The following is an 18,111-nucleotide window of genomic DNA, read 5'->3' as shown; positions in this document are numbered from 1 at the left end:
TTTAAAATTCAAGATGATCATTAAAGAATGGTAACAGTGCATTCAAAACTCTGCCATCAGTAGTCCATATTTTGTTGGTATGCGTACCAATGTATTCTTCCGCATAATGTTCAATTCCTAGATTTTCGAGTTTTTGGCTAAACATCATATTTTGAACCGGAAACCTAGGTGCGTCATTTCGTCCCCAATCCAATTTTAAGGCTGTTAATTTTCTTAGATTTTCAGCAAAATCGTTTACCATTTCTACTGGCATGTTTTGGTGCCAAAGTTTTAATACCTCATCATTAACAATCATTTTTTCGCCATCGTAAGTAAAAGGCATATCGCAATAAAACGGAGGCTTATTAGGATTTGGACTCCAAGCCCTACCTACTGCAACCAAAACTTTGGGGTAATAGGTTTTTTGGAGTTCCTCTACAGTTTTTATTTTTTGGAGCTCGCTGAAAGAATTGCTATTCGGACCGAATTCTTTTACAAAAGCCATCAAGCCAGGACTCATGCCATACACTACACTAAAAACATCGGGGTGTTTCATTCCTATTTTTATAGCTCCATATCCTCCCATAGAATGGCCACCTATGCCCCTGCTATTTTTGTTCGGGATAGTTCTATAATGCGAATCAATATGTTTTACCAATTCGAAAGCCTCAAAGTCTTCATAATTACCGATAAAACTAGAATTGCTGTAAAAGCTGCCTTGGAACAGGGTGTTTTGGTCGGCTTGAACAAAAATAAAAGGTCGGATTTTTTGACTATTAATTGCTTTGTCCAAAATCATTTTCATGTTTTCGTTTATGAGATCAGTACCAGTAAATCCATGTAAATAATATACTACAGGGTATTTCTGAGTTCCATTATCATAATTAGGAGGTAGATATACAGAAACCTTCGGCTTTGAGTTTTCTCCAGCATTGTTTTTCAATGCTTTTGAGTTAATTTCAAACCTTTCAATTTTGCCGAAAACATCTTGTGCAAAAGAATTTAGACTTAAAAAAGCAAAAAATAGAATTTGTATTTTTTTCATTTATTTTTAATTTCAGGGGATTGAATTTTATATAAACTGTTCATTTTTTAAGAGATTTAAAATAGTTTAAAGGTTTTAATGCTTAACAAAACTATCTCCAAATTTTTCCTGATTTTTCTAGTTCCTTGTATTTGTCAATATACATTTTGTCTAACTCTTCAGAGTCTTTGTATTTAATCCTTAATGCAGCCAATTTTGCATGTAATTCTTTCTTTATTTCTGAATATTTTGGGTCATTGTAAACATTTTTCATCTCGTTTTTATCATTCTTTCTGTCGTACAATTCCCACTCGTCAACATCATAATAGAAATGTACCAATTTGTAGTTTTCTGTTACTATTCCATAGTGTCTTTTTACCATGTGCACACTTGGATATTCGTAATAATGATAGTAGGCGGCGTCTCTAAAGTTTTTACCTTTTCCTTTAAAAATCGGCACCAAACTCTCACCTTGCATGTCGGAGGGTGCTTTTACGCCCGCGGCTTCCAGAAAAGTCTGTGCAAAATCTAAGTTTTGGACCATTTGAGAATTTTTACTTCCTGGTTTTATTACATTTGGCCATTTTACTAAAAGTGGCGTTTTAAAAGATTCATCGAAAATAAAACGCTTGTCAAACCAACCATGTTCGCCCAAATAAAAACCTTGGTCAGATGTATAAACAATAATAGTGTTTTCTTCAAGATTGTTTGCTTTTAGAAAATCCAACACTTTACCTACGCCTTCGTCCACAGCTGCAATAGTCCCCAGATAATCCTGCATATAGCGTTGGAATCGCCACTTCATTTTATCTTTTTCGGTCATCGAAGGATATTTTTTCACAAAATCTTCATTCATTTTTCCGTAGGCATTGTCCCAAGCTTTTCTTTGCTCAGGATTCATACGGTCAACGGTCCAGTTGTAGTTTTTTATATCGTAAGGATGAGATTCTGCTATGCCCAGTTTCTTCATGTTTTCAGGCGTAATTTTTGAATCTCCCGCCCAATTCATGTGCGTAAGGAGGTTCATTTCTGCTTGTTTTGAAGCACTTCCTCTGCCTTCATAATTGTCAAAGAGGGTTTCTGGTTCAGGAAAAGTTTTGCTAAGATATTCTTTATAATGCCTTTCTGCAGGTAACCATTCCCTGTGTGGTGCTTTGTGTAAATAGGCAAGAAAAAAAGGCTTTTCTTCGTCTCTGTCCTCTTTTAACCATTTTAATGTAAGGTCAGTAATTAAGTCAGTTACGTATCCTGTTAGTTTTATTTTTCCTTCATTTTTAGTAATAAAATCAGGATTGTAATAATTGCCTTGGTCCGGTAAAATTTTAAATTCATCGAAACCTTTTGGGTTATTTCCAAAATGTAATTTCCCGAACATAGCCGTCTGATATCCATTGGCCTGCAGCAATTGCGGAAAGGTAACATTGTTTGTGTCAAATGGAAAATGGTTGTCAATTTTTCCATTCAAATGACTATGTTTTCCTGTCAATATAACTGCCCTTGAGGGTGCACAAATTGAGTTGGTTACACAAGCATTTGAAAATAACATGCCGTCGTTGGCAATCCTATCTATGTTTGGTGTTGAAATCAATCGTTTATCATAAGCAGAAATCGCTTGATAGGCATGATCGTCAGACATTATAAAAACAATATTGGGTCTTTTCTGTTTTTTGGGTTTAAAACTAAAAAATGCTATTGAGGCAAATCCAAGCAGTATAATACCGAAAAATATTTTTTTCATGTTTTTAAGGTTGAATATTTTTTTGAAATATTTATTAAGGTAGTAAATATTTCTTTTATCGGGAAAATGAATTTAAATTATTTGGTTTTTCTATGGTTTTGTTTGAAATAATTTCAAATTTCTTATTCAATTTAGATTCCTTTATTTTTCAATTAATTATATGGTGTTTATTTGTCAATATTGATTTTTCTTTTGTTTATAGCCATTTTTTTAAAACTGAATTCTTCATTTTGATTTGATTGAAAATTTATAACTCCCAGAAACTAATGGAATTTGGATATTTGTTTTCTCTGTTTTTAGTCCTTTCCAGGTATTTATTGGTTTTCCGTTTTCAGTGATTTGCGTCGAACTTTTAGCAGGTAAAAATAAGGTGGCTGTGGTATTAGCTGGTACCGTAACCTCATAAGTCCAGCCATCTTTTACATATTGCCATTCGCTCGAAATTCTCCCGTACATTGAATCATAATAACCTTTTGCGAAGGTGATGTCTTTGTTTCGGTCAGGCGTTGGTTTCAGAATGAAACTTTTAAAAGCTGGAGTTTTTGGGTCTCTTTGAATACCAAGAGAATAATTGTACATCCATCCTGCCACTGCTCCAAAAGAGTAATGGTTGAATGAATTCATGCTATTATTGCCTCCAAAACCGTCCTCAACGGTATAACTGTTCAATCTTTCCCAAATAGAAGTTGCTCCGTTTACCACAGAATATAACCAAGATGGATATTGCTTGTTTACCAAAAGTTTGTAAGCTAGAGCATCGCTGCCGTTTTCAGACAAGGCCTGACTTATGGAAGCTGTACCAATAAAACCAGTCATTAAAGAGTTTGATGGCCTTTCTATTCCTCCATCGTCTTTGTTGGTTCTGTTGATGGTTTCCTTTAGGTTTTCAATTGCAAAAGCTTGGTTTGCTTGGTTAAATGTACCTAAAGCCAAAGGGATAGCATACGATGCTTGGGTGTCTATCAATTGGCCTTTGTCTGTAGTGGCTTTTCCTTGAGCCTCATTTGGAGGTCCCATATAACCTGTTTTTACCCCAGATTTAATGGTTTTGTGAGTTTGAGCATCTACATAAGTTTCATTAAATTTCTCTTTTATGGTTTGGCTTTTACTACTTAATTCTTTTGTAAGTTCAGGTTTACTTAAAATCTCTGCCATTTTGCTCAAAATTTCTAAATCGTAAGCATAATACGCCATCCAAAACAAGGTATTATCGTTTTTGTTTCCTTCAGGACTTAGCCAATCACCCAATGGACCCTCGTTTAGGATTCCGCTTTCTTTTTCGATTTTTGATTCTAGAAAATCAACGTATTTTTTCATGGCATCAAAATGCTCAGCCAATAGCTGTTTATCACCATATTGCTGATAGGTTTCCCATGCCACTATTATACCTGCACTTCCCCAAAGTGTACCACCAAAACCACCACCCATAGGAGCCACGTCAGTAAATCTCCCACTCGGTGCTTGAACGTCTCTCATAGCCAAAAGATGCCTTCTCATAAATTGGTTGGCGTCTGTTAGGTAAGTTGCACTTTTCGAAAAAACCGAAATGTCACCACTCCAACCCATGCGTTCGTTCCTAGCGGGAGTATCGGTAGGTATCGACAAGAAGTTACTTCGTAACGACCAAGTGATGTTTTGCCAAAGCTTGTTTACCAAGGCATTATTGGTTTCGTAGCCAGAATTTAAACCAAGCACAGAACTTATAACAATTCCCGAAACATCCGTAAGTGGTAAGGCATTTTCGATACCTGTGATTTCTAAATAACGATATCCATGGAATGTAAAACGAGGTTGTATTATTTCATCTCCACCTTTCAAAATATATAAATCTTGTGTCAAAGCCGCCCTGATATTTTCCATCATCACCATGCCCTCATTTCCTTTATAATCTGGTAAAGCAGGATATTTTATTTCGGCATATCTTAAAGTTATGATGTCACCTTTTTTACCATTCCTAATTTGAATTTTTGGAAAACCTACCATGTTTTGACCCATATCATATACAAAAACTTTAGGTCTGACTTCCTCTACCAAAATGGCAGGCATGATTTTAACTTGGGTTGGGTTATTTCCTATTTGTCCGATTAATTGCATTTTATCATAAGACAAGCCCGTTTTTCTTCCCAATGCATCAGTTTCGTCTCCTATGAAAGCCGTACCTTTTAAAGGAATAACACTGGCTGGTTTCCAATTTTTGGCATCAAAATTAGCCATTGTCCATCCATTAATTTCAGCTTCTTTATTTGCATCATAAACCTCACCTTGGAAAAACGAACCACAAAGAATTGGACCGTCTGTAAATACCTTCCAGTTTTTGTCGTTTGTGCTTATAATCTGCTCACTTCCGTCTGTATATGTAATGATTAAGTTGGCAAGAAGCGATTGCCTATCTCCAAAATAATTCCAGCTTTCGCCGCTATAAGTGATGTTTCCGCTCCACCAACCTTCACTCAGCCATGCTCCGAGGGCATTTGCTTGATTTGTTTTGATACTGTTACTGACATCATAAGTTTGGTACATGTGATGCTCATTGTATTGAGTCAGACCAGGGTTAAAATAGTCGTTGCTGATGCGTTGACCGTTGATGTAAAATTCATAAATACCCCTTGCTGTTACATAAAGCCTTGCTTTTTTGATGGTTTTATTTTCTGCTAAAAACTCGGTTCTAAGCATTGGAACGGCATTTCGAGATGGGTCAGCAATACTTAAAGTGTTTGGTTTTACTATATAATTGCCATTTTCTATTCTTAAATCTTTAAATATTCCCTTATAATTTTCTTTATTCAGGTTTTCATAGAAAAGCTCATTGTTGGGTTTCCTGAAATTTTTGATTTTAACCTCAGAAAACAATGCCGATTGTTCTTTTTCGGTTTTGAATCCTATTTCTGCAACCATCGGAAAACTTATGAAGTTATTGCCGCTACCAACTGGGTTGAGGTTTAATCCGCGAGGGGCAAATCTAGAAACTGGCTCCACGTCAAGTAATTTTAGTTTATGTTCGGCATCTTTTTTATCTATCCAAAACTCAAATATTCCAAAATTACACTCTCCAAATACGGTATGTTTGTGGTATTGATTTTCTTTGTTGATAATGTTGCTCGGGATTATTACAGTTTTGAAAGGAACAGTAACTTTGTCTTCTGGAGAATAGCCTACTCTAAAAATATTAAATTTTGCACTTCCGTTTTCATTTTTTAAATCAGAAATGTCTAACTCTAAACTTACATAACTTTCATTTTTTTTGTTTTCTATCCACTTCAAGTTCAACTCTTTTTTCATCAATCTTGGGTCGTTGGCTCCAAATAGAAATGCGGCTTTGGTCGAATTCGTTTTTTGGTCCAATTGAATGCCATATTCTAGAGAAAAAACAGATTGGTAATCAGAATAGAAAACCAAGTCTTCGTCTCCTCCTCCAATCCACTCAGCACCAGACCAAGCGGCTTGAGATGGATTCAAAAAGCCGGTTTCAAAATTTGAAATGGCGTCTGATTTTTGCCCAAAATTATCCCAAACTGTTAGTTTCCAGGTATATTTCGTTCTTGGGGCTAAAGTTTTTCCTGTATAATTAATTCCAAGTGAAATTCCAGATTTTACTTTTTCAGAATTCCACGTTTCAATATTATTCTCATCTGTGACAACGATTTGATAAGCTGTTTGAAGGTAGCCTTTTTTATTGTCGCCTGCCTTCAACTGCCACGAAAATTGAGGAATGGCAATATCTGTTCCTAATGGTTGGTTTTCGTAGTTTACTTGCAGTTTTTCAAGGCTGAAATTCGCAAAAATTGAATGAGAAAAAAGGAAGATGATTATTCCAAAAATGCTTTTATTTTTCATAGTTTAGGTTAAAACAGTTAATATCGTAAATATACTTTTCTAGAAAAGAGGAACTGTCCTTTGGTGTCCTTTAATTTCAGAGAAAATAAAAAGGTCTCAAGCCTTTACAATTGTTGAGACTTAAGACCTTTCAATAATGCTTTCAATCTTTTAGGCTTCTCCCCAAACTTTCTCTGCAGTTTTTACAACCAATTCCATTTTTCTCCATTGATCATCTTCGCTCATGTCGTTGCCATGATGGGTGCTTGAAAAACCACACTGTGGACTTACACACATTTGCTCCAGCGGCATATATTGGGCTGCTTCGTCAATTCTTTTACAAAGGTCGTCGATGTTTTCCAACTCTCTTTTTTTCGAAGAAATGATTCCTAAAACTACTTTTTTATGGCTTGGAACAAATCTTAATGGTGCAAAATCACCTGAACGCTCATCGTCATATTCCAATAAATAACGGTCAACATTTATTTCATTAAATAAGATTTCTGCAACGGGTTCATATCCACCTTCTGCAAACCAAGTGCTTCTGTAGTTACCTCTACATAAATGTATTCCTACTGTTAAATCATCTGGTCTTCCATCGATTACTGAATTGATTAGTGCTGCATAAGTTTTTGGCAATTCATTTGGGTCTTCGCCTCTTTCTGCTGCTGCAGCACGCATTTTTGGATCACATAAATAAGCCAAATTCGTATCGTCTAATTGTAAATAACGTAAACCTGCTTGGTATAAATGATCAATTTCTTCTTTGTAGGCAGCTGCCAAATCGTGAAAAAATTCATCCATATCAGGATAAGAATTGATATCGATAGACTTACGACCACCACGGAAATGTATCATGGTAGGAGAAGGGATTGATACTTTTGGAGTGGCTGTAACGATTGATTTAAGGAAGTTGAAATCAGCAACTTGAATGTCGTGACTGTGTTTTAGTTTACCCGTTACGCTCAATACTGGAGGCGTAAATCCATCAGAAGCAACTTTAGCTTGTCCGCCGCCTACGCCACCTGTTACGGTAACGCCATCTAGTTCCTTTAAGAAATCTAAATGGAAATAATCTCTACGAAACTCACCATCGGTTATAGCTTTCATGCCCGTAGCTTCCAATTTTTTTACGGTTTCGGCTATGCCAATATTTTCGATTTCTCTAAGTTCGTCGGCAGGTATTTCACCTCTTTTCCATTTATCACGATTTTCTTTTACGGCTGGTGTTCTTAATAAACTTCCTACATGGTCGGCTCTGAAATTTGATTCCATTTCTTATATTTTGTTTTATAGATTTTAAGAATAAATGAATTTTAAATAGTATGTTTGTTCGTAATGCGAACAAATGTTTTAAAATTGAATTAAATTTAATTTAAAAAAATAGAATATTGGTATTTTAGTCCTTTTTTTTATTAAAAAAGTAAGTTTTAATTTAGTCTTAAAATGTTTTTATTGATAGGAAATAATGGAAATAAAAGAATCGGATTTTGTTCAATCTTTAGAAAAAGGATTAAATGTTTTGTTGGCCTTTAGTCAAGAAAAAAAAGCTATGACATTGTCTGAAGTTGCAGAAAAGACTCAAATGAGCAGGGCAGCGGCGAGAAGGTTTTTGCTGACTTATACTCATTTGGGTTATATGATAAACGATGGCAAGTATTTCAGTCTGACACCAAAAGTATTGGATTTGGGCTATAATTATATTTCATCAATGGACATCATTGAAATAGCGAAACCATTTATGGTAAAACTTTCAAAAGAAATAGAAGAATCCTGCTCTATTGGTCTTATTGAAAACAAAGACATCGTTTACATTGTGCAAGAACAGGTTTCTAGGGTTATGACTATTTCTTTAAAAGTCGGTTCGCGGTTGCCTGCACATTTAACTTCCATGGGTAGAATGATTTTGGCCATGAACGAAAAACTGCAAACGGAACTTTTAGAAAAATTTGAATACAATCAATTGACCGAAAATACAATTTCAGATAAAGCGAGTTTAAAGGCTGAGCTGGATAGAATTAAAATCCAAGGTTTTGCTTTTGTAGACCAGGAACTTGAGGTTGGTTTGAGAGCCATTTCTACTCCTATTTTTTCAAAAAATAATAAGGTAAATTATGCCTTAACTATCTTAAGTCCTACTAATAGGTTTTCAAAAGAGGAAATGCTGAATCGGTTTTTGGAGCCAATGAAAGAAACTTGTGGTCGAATAAGTGAAATTTTACAAAAGCAATAGCTTTCCAGGTTTAATTGAAAATTACCTAATCTTAAAGTAATTTTTTGGTAATGAAACAATTAGCTACTTAAAACTTGTTATTGAGATAAAGAAAGTTTCATGAAAATTACATTAATAGTATTGGGCATTCTTATGATTGTCTTTATCGCAATTCAAGTTTACGCCATGAGCAGTAGAAAATCGATAGAAAATTACCCTTACGAGGTCTTGAAAACGTACGATGAATTTGAAATAAGAAAATATGAAGCCCGCTTATTTACCAAAGTTCAGTTAAACACAAATGACTACAGCCAAGCTTCGAGTGCCGGTTTTTCTAAACTGGCCGGTTATATTTTTGGAGGAAATGACACAAAACAAAAAATAGCCATGACCTCACCCGTTGCTATGGGCCTCGAAGACTCTATGACTATGATGTTTATGGTTCCCAATGACTTGGATAAAAGCAAACTGCCCAAACCAGATAACTCAGAAATAGAATTTAAAGAAGAACCCGTTAAAATAGTAGCTGCCATCACTTTTGGTGGTTGGGCAAATACCGAAAAAATCGAAAAATACAAACAAATGCTTATCGATGGCTTGAATCAAAAAGGGATAAAATATACCAATCACTTTTCTCTTTTGGGGTATAACCCGCCATTCGATGTTTTGAATAGAAAAAACGAGGTGATAGTTGAGTTAGAAGAAGGTTTTTTACCTTAAGATTTCTAAATTACCCAACGTTTACTTTCCATTTTAATAAAAAAAGGGCTTCTTAACATCACATGTTTGAAGCCCTTTTTTCTTTATTCCGCCACATCCACAATCACACGTTTGTAGCGTGTAAGTGCGGGTGAACCGTTATCGGTAACTGCCACTATTAAGTGCATTGTGCCAAGACGACCATATTTTTTAGGAACCTCGAAAGAGGCCACTGCTTTATCTGCGTTTTCTATTTTTAGAGGGTCACCAGTCCGTGCAGTTGAAAGTGTAAACGTGCCTACTTCGCCATAGTAAAACCATTTGTACGAAAGTGAATTTCCGTCTGGGTCGGTTGAGCCTTCTGCACTCAAGGTTATTTTATCGCCTGCCTTTGCCTTAATATAAGTTTCAGTTTGAAGTTTTATCACAGGTGGATGATTTGCTTCGGCAAAAGGTTTGATGGACCAGTCCATACGTGCCTCAAAATCATTTTGGAAGGCTTCTCTCCATCTCCAAATGGTTTCTTTGTTGCCAGTGTGCCAGCTGCTGTCTATTCCAAAAACCTCGTCTTGGGCGTTGTTCCATAGTGGTCTGGTTTCGGGTTCTAAAAACCACTTTTCGGTGCGAGGTTGATAAAACTCATAACGCCCACCCCAGCTGCCCCAGTCTGGGTGTTCTGAACTTCCCAAACCGTTATTTATCAAATACATAAAACTTGGTGAGTCGCCTTCCATCAAAAACTTAGCGAAGGGATATTGCTTGCCCAAAGGTCCTTTGCTTCGGATATGGGATTCTAACCAAGGGTTATTTACAATTTCAAAATTCCCCCCTGCAAAACGCCCGTGAAATTTATCTCCGCTGATGCCTGTCCAGGTAGCGGCATGGTAGCCACCCAATGAGTGAAACCCAGGCGAAGCGATATAAAATAAGCTAGGAAATGTCTTTCTGATCCAAGGGCCGCTGCCGTCTTGATCTGAGATGGTATAAATTCTAAGTTTCGAAACAAATTTCTCAACTTCTTTTGGCTTACGTGTTTCTTTTACTTTCCAAAGTGCTTGGGCAAGGCAGTTAGGACCACCCCAAACCAACACCCAAACCGGGCGAGCGTCTGATTTGTCTACCGCAGAAATAATAAGGTCGGAACCCTCGGAGTCCATGCCTTTACCAACGGCATGCATGCCATAGTCTGTGCGGCCTTCTTTTATGATAGAAAACAAATAGTCTTTGGTAGGATAACCCGGTTCATGCAAAAGCAGGTTGTCTCTCACTTCTCCGTAGGCATCTACTATCTCTTTCAATCTCCATGTGGCTATTTTGTTTTTTTGATGCACAGAAGTAGTTGCCACTAAGCCTTCCACATCAAACTGGTTAGCATACGTCAAAAACCTAACCGTAGACATGGCGTCGTCGGGCTCGTTTTCTATGTCTGTCAGTACAATTACTCTTGGTTTTTCTTGGGCTAATAGTGTGTTGCTATTTATTCCCAAAATCAAAGTAACTGCCAATAATACATGCGTTTTGTTAAATTTCATATTGTCAAAAATTAAATGCTCAATTTTATTTCGGTAAAACCGTAACTATTACGCGTTTGTACCTCGTCAGTGCTGGCTCACCTTTATCGGTCAGCTGAAGTATAAAATGCAAGGTCTCGGGTTTTTCTACTACTGGAGCGGTCACATAAACGCCGTGTACGTTTTCAGCACCTAGGTTAAGTTTCTTTTTGTAAGAACCGGCCTCCACATAGTGTATCCACAAGAAACTCAGGTTATCGCCATCTGGGTCAGTAGAGTTGTAAGCATCTAAGCCAAAGCCCTCTCCAGACTTAACCGTAAATTGCTCGGCATGCATCAATACAGGCACTGGAGGGTGATTGGCTTCTATGTAGGTTTTGGTGCACCAGTCCATTCTGGCCGCAAAATCATTCTGAAAGTCATCTCTCCATCTCCACAGACTGGCTTTGTAATCGTTAAATGTGGTGGTGTCTGGTTTTACTGCACGGCCATAGGCACTTGGCAAGTAAGGCGTATAAGCGTCGTTTGCATTTGTCCATATCTTTCGTGTTTCTGGCTCAAAAGGCACGCCAGAGTTTCCTTTTATTAATTTAGAAAAGTCAGGCTGATATAGTTCATAACGGCCGCCCCATCCGCCCCATTCTGGGTGCTCAGGGTTACTTAGGCCTGTGGGTATTAGGGATAAAAAAGAAGGCGTGTCTCCTTCCATTCCCCATGCTACGTCTGGATATTCGGCACCCAATGGCCCGTGACCTTGTTGGATGTTTTTGGCTATCCAAGCGTTGCTGATTTTTTCATTGTTTATGCCTTTTATGAAAGTATTTATGCCCGTCCATGTAGCAGAAGCGTAGTTGTCTCCTGGGCTCACGATATAGAACAAATCTGGGAAGTTATTTCTTAACCAAATGCCGCTATCGTCTTGGTCTGAAATGGTATATACTCGCAGTTTTGAAACCAGTTTTTTGACTTCAGCATCGGTTCTTGTTTTTTTGATTTTGTATAAAGATTGGGCAAGGGTATTGGCTCCACCCCATACTGAAACCCACAGCGGTCGCTCGTCTTTATCGTCTAATAGTTTTATGATCAATTCCGAACCTTCAGAGTCCATGCCTTCGCCCACGCCTTCCATGCCATATTTTGGAATTCCGCTTTTAATCAATTGCATCATGGCCAATTCAGTAGGAAAACCGGCTTCGTGTTTCAATAGGTTCGGCTGCACTTTGCCATAGGCTTTAACTATTTTTTGAATAGACTGTGGGTCCACACGGTTTCTGTGCCAGCAAGAGGTAGTGGCCACCATGCCTTTTATGTCAATCATGTTTGAATACAGCATTAACCTCACAAAGGACTCGATGTCATCTGGCTCGGCTTCGATATCTGATAAAACTACCAACCTGTGTTTTGGACTTTGACCAAAAGCCACTGGCATAATAGCCAGTAAAATAAGAAGTATTTTAATTGTTTTCATTTTAGAATAAAAGGTTTTATTAAGGCTGTATTTATGTAAAAGAGATTAAAACTTCACGGCTACTTTAGGCACACTGTTGCCTAATTTGGTTTGCTTTTTAAAATCCATTTTTGAATTAGAAATCAACTCAATTTTTTCGGAAACCGAACCGTTTATTTTCACTGCCTCTGCTGAAGTAGAATTAAACTCAATGTTTCTTAGGGTTACATTTTTGGCATTGAAAATATCAAAGGCAGTTGGGTCTTTTGACACCATTTTTACGTTATGAATATTCACTCCGTTGGCATCTACAATGGTAAAGCCCTTGTCTGCATTAATTTGTAAATCACTCAGTTCGATATTTTCGAGGTTCATTTCGGGTAAACCTTGTAAAAACACCGCTTGCGTGGCTCCGTTTATCACCACATTTTTGATTTTTATATTTTTAAACTGAGGCGTTTCTTCGGTTACGGGCATAAGCTTGGTGTTAGTTGGGCCACCACCTTCTGCCAGTGTTTCTTCTATCGATTTTCCGCCGTAGTATAAGTTAAACGAAATAGCATGAGAAGGTATGTCGGTCATCCATATATCTTTGATGAAAATGTTTTCGACCACACCGCCACGGCCTCTTGTGCTTTTAAAACGCAAGCCTACGTCAGTGCCCATAAATGTACAGTTAGATACGTGCATGTTTTTTACGCCGCTCGACATTTCGCTACCTACCGTTACGCCGCCGTGTCCGTGGTATACGATGTTGTTTCTGATGATCAGGTTTTCACACGGCACTCCTCTGTCGCGGCCGTCTTTGTCTTTTCCTGATTTTATACAAATGGCGTCGTCGCCCACATCAAAACTTGAGTTTTCTACGATTACATTTTTACATGATTCTACATCTATGCCGTCTCCGTTTTGAGAATACCAAGGATTTCGAACTGTGATGTTTCTTACAATAAGGTTTTCGACCATAAGAGGATGAAGACACCATGCTGGTGAGTTTTGAAAAACTGGGCCATCAAACATTACATTTTTACTGTTTTGGATGCTGACCATTACTGGTCTCAAAAAATCACGAATGGCTAGAAATTCCTCTTTGGTATGTAAGTCGAAACGTACGTTTTGGTCTGCTCCGTTTCCTCCAAGTTTAAACTGCTCCGAAGGATACCAGTTTTCTTTTGTCTCATCTAAAACCCCACCTGATGCTACCAGTTTTTTCCATTCGTTGGCTGTAAGTTTACTTTTCTTAACGGCTCTCCATGCTCCACCAGAGCCATCCCAAACACCTGTACCCGTCAATGCTACGTTTTCTAAGTTTTTGCCATAAATAGGAGAAATACAACGCCAGGTATTTAGGCCCTCGAAGCTCGTTTCTATAATTGGGTAAAGGTCTTTATTGGTCGAGAATCGAATCAATGCTCCTGCCGAAGCGAAGATTTCGATGTTGCTTTTCAAAATGATTGGCCCTGTAAGCCAAACCCCAGCCGGAACTATCACTTTTCCGCCGCCTTTTTTGGTCAAAGCCGCTATGGCGTCAGCAAAGGCTTTTGTGCACAATACCTCGCCGCCATTTACCGCACCAAAATCTGTGATTTTAACTTCGTTATTCGGAATAATAGGTTCTTGCACCAGATTCATATCAAATTCTAAGTTTTGATATTTGCCCGTACTTTTGCCATATTTTGGTTTTTGAGAAACCGAGCAGCTGTTTATAAATAGTGCTCCGATTACTAGAAATATTGAAAATGATTTTAACTTCATTTTGTATTTAATTTTTAGGATATATCTGTGCTAAACGAATAGTTTTTGTTTTAATAGATAGAGACACCCGGTTTTTTAAATTTCTTAGATGAATCATCTAATACCAACACCCAGTCGTTTCCATTAAACTTCTCTCCCGGAGGATTAAAATTGAGCGTGCCTATATTTGCAAAGGTTCCGATTGCGTAAGCTTCGCCCGTGCGGGTGTCATACCACCATGCGTTAACTTTTTTTCCAGAGATTTTTCCCATGTTAAGTGTAAATTCTCTTCCGGTAAAAGTATAGGCAAATAGGTAGTCATTTCCTTTCGAAACCAATATACGATCATATTTTTCGCCTTCGTTTCCAGCTACTACCGATTGGTCGTTTGATTTATCAAAATATGGTCTTGACAAAACCAAGTTTTTAAGATTTTGCATTTGAAAAGAACCCGGCTCCTGCATGGCTGGCCAAAAATCTAATTTTGCACCACTTTCTCCTTTGTTTTCACCCTTTTTATGAACTTGTCTTACGGTGTTTTCACCATAGGTATGCCCACATGCACCCGCCATAACTGACCAATAGGCATATCTTCTTACGTCAGCGGTGTTCCAATATACTTGGGTATGATCATGCAAACCTTGGGGTAAGTTTTCAAAAGATGCTTCTCCGTCAATTGTTGGTCGTAATGGCATTTTTGCAAGGTCGTCTTTTACATATTTCCAGTTGTCTTCGCCGTATTTTATGCCAGCGTTGTCTTGCTCGTAGTTTCTGTGGCCAGAGGTAAACATGTTTAGGTCTAACCAAGAAGCATCATTAAAAACTGTAGAAGAAGAAGTTCTTCCAAAAGGGTGAAATGACATTAAATGGTTAGGGTCATGTTTTTTAATAGTTTTACCTATTACCTCCCAAATGTCGGTATTGATTTCAGCTTTAGAACTGCCGCCGTTTAGCCAAATAATGTTCGGTTTGTTTTTAAAATACTCGGCTAATTTAGCTGCAAATGCCGTTGCTTTTTCTGCTGTCATATCTTTGTCTCTCAATACCAACTGCCCCCATGTAGGTGCTATGGCCAGATAGATTCCGTTTTCTGCGGCCACTTCGGTGATATAATCTGCATGATCCCAAAAGTCATATTCTTCGCTGTTTTCTGGGTTATTTCCGGGTGTGTGAGCCGGTCTAGTCAAGTCTTTTTGCACATAGGCGGTGTCGCTATAGGCATTGTAGTCATTATACGATTGATAGAAAATGCATTGAACTACATTAAAGCCTTTTTCTTTTCGATCTTTAAAATATTGAACAGTTTCTTCTCTGTTAAGTCTTTGAAATAATAACCAGGCGGTATCTCCTAGCCAAAAAAACGGTTTTCCGTTTTCATGTTGTAAAAACTTCTTATTTTCTGAGATTTTTAGCTTACCATTTGTCCATGGGGCCTGTCCGAAAACATTGATGCTTATAATGATTAAGGCCATAAAAAGGATGCTTTTTTTCATAATTTTATCTAATGATTGAATATTTACAATTAATGATTTTCTTTTAACCAATTGGGGTATTGTTTCAAAACCTTTGATGGGCCTGTACCATACCAGCTGTATCCGTTTCTGCGGTTGTCACCAATTTCGGCCAATGAGCTTTTCTTGATTCCATCTCTATCACAAAAAATTGGCTTTTCGGTTTCTAAATCATAAAAACGAGCCCAGAGAGTCGGTGCATTTTTGTCTTCCACCACAATCCTGTTTTTTGTGCCTTCTTTTGTAATTTCAGCGTCTAGCCTGATGCCTTCTATTTTGTGGGTTTCGAACCATTCTACAGCACCATTTATCGAGTTTTTTATTTTTGTAGATGGATTTTTTATACCCATGAGATACAAAGTAATACCTACTGATTCTCCTCCACTAAATGAAGCCAGTTCGTAACTACGTGCTTTGGCCGGTAAAAGTGTGCTTTCGTCATGTTGGGCACACCATACGCTTGGCTTGCCATTTACTATAATTTGGGTATCAAGAAAACACTGAATCCCATTCTGAATAGCTTTTTTAGCCTTCTTTTTATTGGCTTCTGATACTTCCAAAGCAACAAATTCAGGATTATTTGTGGCTATTTCTTCTAAAAACGTCATGATATTTACCATGGCATCATCATTATATGTAATATGACCCGAGTAAGAAACATTGCCTTTTCTAACAGGATAAAATTGTGGCCATCCTCCATTTTCATATTGGGATATAAATATATATGCTAAGCCATTGTTGAATGCTTTTTTGTATTTAGGATCTTTTGTTTTTGCGTACATTTTTGCTAAAAAACGTATTTCAGTTATCGTAGCATCGTTGTCAAAAGTAGCTCCAATTCCAGATGATAAAATTCTTTCCCATTCATCTTGTTTTACACCGCCATTATGAAAACCAGAGTTTTTCATCCAGCCGCCTATTGGAGTTTGATATTTTAAAACACTGTCTGCTGCCATTTTTGACTCATCAGAGCCGTACCACTCCGAGGGCATTTGGGTAGCAACCTCTTTCCATGGTTTGCTTACGTAAGACTGATTTTGGGCATTTGATTTATATATTGAAAATCCAATAAAAAGTAGTGCTCCAAGGCTTAGTTTTAAAGTCTGATTTTTCATTTTTTAAAGATTAGGCATCTATTTGATAAAACTCCATCTTTTAGCCCAATCGCTAAGGTATTCGTTTCTAAATTTGGATATAGTTTTGGCTCCTTGTTGGTCTTCCAAAAACAACTCTGGATTTGGTAAGTCGCTGAACCAGTTTTTGCCTAATATATAGTCATCTTTACCTCCTGGACCTGGCCATGGTGCGGTACTAATATATTGGCCTTTTAATCCGTTTAATTCGGGTATTAGACTATGTGTCATATAGCTACTTTTTTCAGGTTTTTTAGACGAATATCTAACGCCGTAAACACCATTTCCTAGGTAATATCCTGGCCATTCTTGTTTTTGAATTTCTATAATAAAACATACAGAATCTCGAGGAATGTTAGCTTCAGGTCCCCTAAATCTCCATTCTACTATGCCATAAGCGATTACGCTGTCAGCCTTGTTTGTGCTGCCAGTTATAATAATTCTTGAACTGTGATTAATTTTGGTAAACTTTCCACCCCAACTATCGGTAGTTGGGTCATTTGAGTCGCCATTCATTAAATAAGCTAATGAAGGTGTATCACCCATTTTTATGTGACCTTTATAGTGGTTTACAAAATTTTCTCCCATGGCACCATGGCCTTTAACAAAGTTTTCGTAATACGCTGCTCCACTCATGTTTTTTGGAGCATTTTCGTCTTCCATAAACCAGCCTCTGTAGGTTGCATTATTCTCTATTATCCATAGATTTGGATGGTGTTCGGCAATGTATGCATAAGCATTTATGCTCCATTTTTTATTTGGCCCGCCAATCCAATATACACGAAGCTTATTTTCGATTTCAGGAGCATCGTGAAGGGCTTGTGCCACATCCTCTATTCCTCCCCAAACTAGGATATAAAGTGGTTTGGAACTTTTCTTTTTTGCACATTTTATGATCCAATCTGACCCTTCGGTTGGGTTTGTATATCCTAAAAAAGGTGCCGCAGGTTTAGCACCTTGTTTGCATATTTTTTGTAATTGTTTTACTGTTGCTAAGTCTTTGATGCTTTTTGCAAGAGAAGGTCTATCTTTCTCATACAAATCAATCATATCTAAAAGATCTTTCTTTCGTCCGTTTCCGAAAGGAGATGATATTAAACCTTCTAGTTCAAAAAGGTCTGAATACATCAATAGATGTATCATAGATTGGAAATCATCGGGATCAGTACCTCCAATGTCCGTGCTAATAATTACCCTAGGTTTTGTTTTTTGAGAGAAACCTGAAACAAATGTAAATTGTATCAAAAGTAGGCTCAAAATGACAATAAATGAGTTTTTCGACATGGTTGAATAGCTATTTGTGTCCTCTA

12 protein-coding genes are annotated in these 18,111 nt (G+C 37.4%); 2 read left to right on the top strand and 10 right to left on the bottom strand.

What is annotated here, in order from left to right:
- Position 1: 1 nt before the first annotated feature.
- The 4 genes from EGI22_RS21080 to EGI22_RS21065 form a co-directional block, all read right to left on the bottom strand.
- On the bottom strand, positions 2 to 1,024 hold the full coding sequence (locus EGI22_RS21080) for an alpha/beta hydrolase family protein (RefSeq protein ID WP_255070457.1): 1,023 nt from the start codon (positions 1,022 to 1,024) through the stop codon (positions 2 to 4).
- A 91-nt stretch (positions 1,025 to 1,115) separates the two neighbouring features.
- The gene (locus EGI22_RS21075; RefSeq protein ID WP_255070456.1) at positions 1,116 to 2,741 is read right to left on the bottom strand and encodes a sulfatase; all 1,626 of its coding nucleotides are present in this window, start codon (positions 2,739 to 2,741) and stop codon (positions 1,116 to 1,118) included.
- 225 nt (positions 2,742 to 2,966) lie between these two features.
- Positions 2,967 to 6,575, bottom strand: a complete 3,609-nt coding sequence (locus EGI22_RS21070; RefSeq protein WP_255070454.1) for an alpha-L-rhamnosidase — start codon at positions 6,573 to 6,575, stop codon at positions 2,967 to 2,969.
- Positions 6,576 to 6,725: 150 nt separating this feature from the next.
- Positions 6,726 to 7,829 (bottom strand): 5-methyltetrahydropteroyltriglutamate--homocysteine S-methyltransferase, encoded by a 1,104-nt coding sequence (locus EGI22_RS21065; RefSeq protein ID WP_255070453.1) that lies wholly within the window; start codon positions 7,827 to 7,829, stop codon positions 6,726 to 6,728.
- Positions 7,830 to 8,022: 193 nt separating this feature from the next.
- On the opposite strand from EGI22_RS21065, the gene EGI22_RS21060 reads away from it, so the two are divergent.
- Both EGI22_RS21060 and EGI22_RS21055 read left to right on the top strand, forming a co-directional pair.
- Positions 8,023 to 8,787, top strand: a complete 765-nt coding sequence (locus EGI22_RS21060) for an IclR family transcriptional regulator C-terminal domain-containing protein (RefSeq protein ID WP_255070451.1) — start codon at positions 8,023 to 8,025, stop codon at positions 8,785 to 8,787.
- Positions 8,788 to 8,886: 99 nt separating this feature from the next.
- Positions 8,887 to 9,486, top strand: a complete 600-nt coding sequence (locus tag EGI22_RS21055) for a heme-binding protein (protein WP_255070450.1) — start codon at positions 8,887 to 8,889, stop codon at positions 9,484 to 9,486.
- Positions 9,487 to 9,569: 83 nt separating this feature from the next.
- Here EGI22_RS21055 and EGI22_RS21050 read toward each other — a convergent pair whose 3' ends face one another.
- The 6 genes from EGI22_RS21050 to EGI22_RS21025 are packed head-to-tail and all read right to left on the bottom strand — an operon-like array spanning position 9,570 to position 18,085.
- Positions 9,570 to 10,997 (bottom strand): DUF1593 domain-containing protein, encoded by a 1,428-nt coding sequence (locus EGI22_RS21050; RefSeq protein WP_255070448.1) that lies wholly within the window; start codon positions 10,995 to 10,997, stop codon positions 9,570 to 9,572.
- 25 nt (positions 10,998 to 11,022) lie between these two features.
- Complete coding sequence (locus EGI22_RS21045; RefSeq protein WP_255070446.1) at positions 11,023 to 12,444, bottom strand: DUF1593 domain-containing protein; 1,422 nt, start codon at positions 12,442 to 12,444, stop codon at positions 11,023 to 11,025.
- Between the two features lie 45 nt (positions 12,445 to 12,489).
- A complete protein-coding gene (locus EGI22_RS21040) occupies positions 12,490 to 14,178 on the bottom strand; it encodes a glycoside hydrolase family 28 protein (RefSeq protein ID WP_255070444.1) in 1,689 nt (562 codons plus the stop codon).
- A gap of 50 nt (positions 14,179 to 14,228) precedes the next feature.
- Complete coding sequence (locus EGI22_RS21035; protein ID WP_255070443.1) at positions 14,229 to 15,650, bottom strand: glycoside hydrolase family 140 protein; 1,422 nt, start codon at positions 15,648 to 15,650, stop codon at positions 14,229 to 14,231.
- A 29-nt stretch (positions 15,651 to 15,679) separates the two neighbouring features.
- Positions 15,680 to 16,783, bottom strand: coding sequence for a pectate lyase (gene pelA / locus EGI22_RS21030; RefSeq protein ID WP_255070441.1), 1,104 nt, complete (start codon positions 16,781 to 16,783; stop codon positions 15,680 to 15,682).
- An 18-nt stretch (positions 16,784 to 16,801) separates the two neighbouring features.
- Positions 16,802 to 18,085, bottom strand: coding sequence for a nucleoside hydrolase-like domain-containing protein (locus tag EGI22_RS21025; RefSeq protein ID WP_255070439.1), 1,284 nt, complete (start codon positions 18,083 to 18,085; stop codon positions 16,802 to 16,804).
- Positions 18,086 to 18,111 lie beyond the last annotated feature (26 nt).

Origin of the sequence: Lacihabitans sp. LS3-19, from assembly GCF_024343575.1 — a bacterium.
In the GTDB taxonomy this organism is placed as follows: Bacteria; Bacteroidota; Bacteroidia; order Cytophagales; family Spirosomataceae; genus Leadbetterella.
The sequence above is the reverse complement of the archived record's forward strand: the minus strand, read 5'-3'. Positions and strand labels throughout refer to the sequence as shown.

Bases quoted from the DNA above. Each gene is read 5' to 3' on its own strand.
- EGI22_RS21080 (WP_255070457.1), bottom strand. From the start codon at position 1,024: ATGAAAAAAATACAAATTCTATTTTTTGCTTTTTTAAGTCTAAATTCT.
- EGI22_RS21075 (WP_255070456.1), bottom strand. From the start codon at position 2,741: ATGAAAAAAATATTTTTCGGTATTATACTGCTTGGATTTGCCTCAATA.
- EGI22_RS21070 (WP_255070454.1), bottom strand. From the start codon at position 6,575: ATGAAAAATAAAAGCATTTTTGGAATAATCATCTTCCTTTTTTCTCAT.
- EGI22_RS21065 (WP_255070453.1), bottom strand. From the start codon at position 7,829: ATGGAATCAAATTTCAGAGCCGACCATGTAGGAAGTTTATTAAGAACA.
- EGI22_RS21060 (WP_255070451.1), top strand. From the start codon at position 8,023: ATGGAAATAAAAGAATCGGATTTTGTTCAATCTTTAGAAAAAGGATTA.
- EGI22_RS21055 (WP_255070450.1), top strand. From the start codon at position 8,887: ATGAAAATTACATTAATAGTATTGGGCATTCTTATGATTGTCTTTATC.
- EGI22_RS21050 (WP_255070448.1), bottom strand. From the start codon at position 10,997: ATGAAATTTAACAAAACGCATGTATTATTGGCAGTTACTTTGATTTTG.
- EGI22_RS21045 (WP_255070446.1), bottom strand. From the start codon at position 12,444: ATGAAAACAATTAAAATACTTCTTATTTTACTGGCTATTATGCCAGTG.
- EGI22_RS21040 (WP_255070444.1), bottom strand. From the start codon at position 14,178: ATGAAGTTAAAATCATTTTCAATATTTCTAGTAATCGGAGCACTATTT.
- EGI22_RS21035 (WP_255070443.1), bottom strand. From the start codon at position 15,650: ATGAAAAAAAGCATCCTTTTTATGGCCTTAATCATTATAAGCATCAAT.
- pelA (WP_255070441.1), bottom strand. From the start codon at position 16,783: ATGAAAAATCAGACTTTAAAACTAAGCCTTGGAGCACTACTTTTTATT.
- EGI22_RS21025 (WP_255070439.1), bottom strand. From the start codon at position 18,085: ATGTCGAAAAACTCATTTATTGTCATTTTGAGCCTACTTTTGATACAA.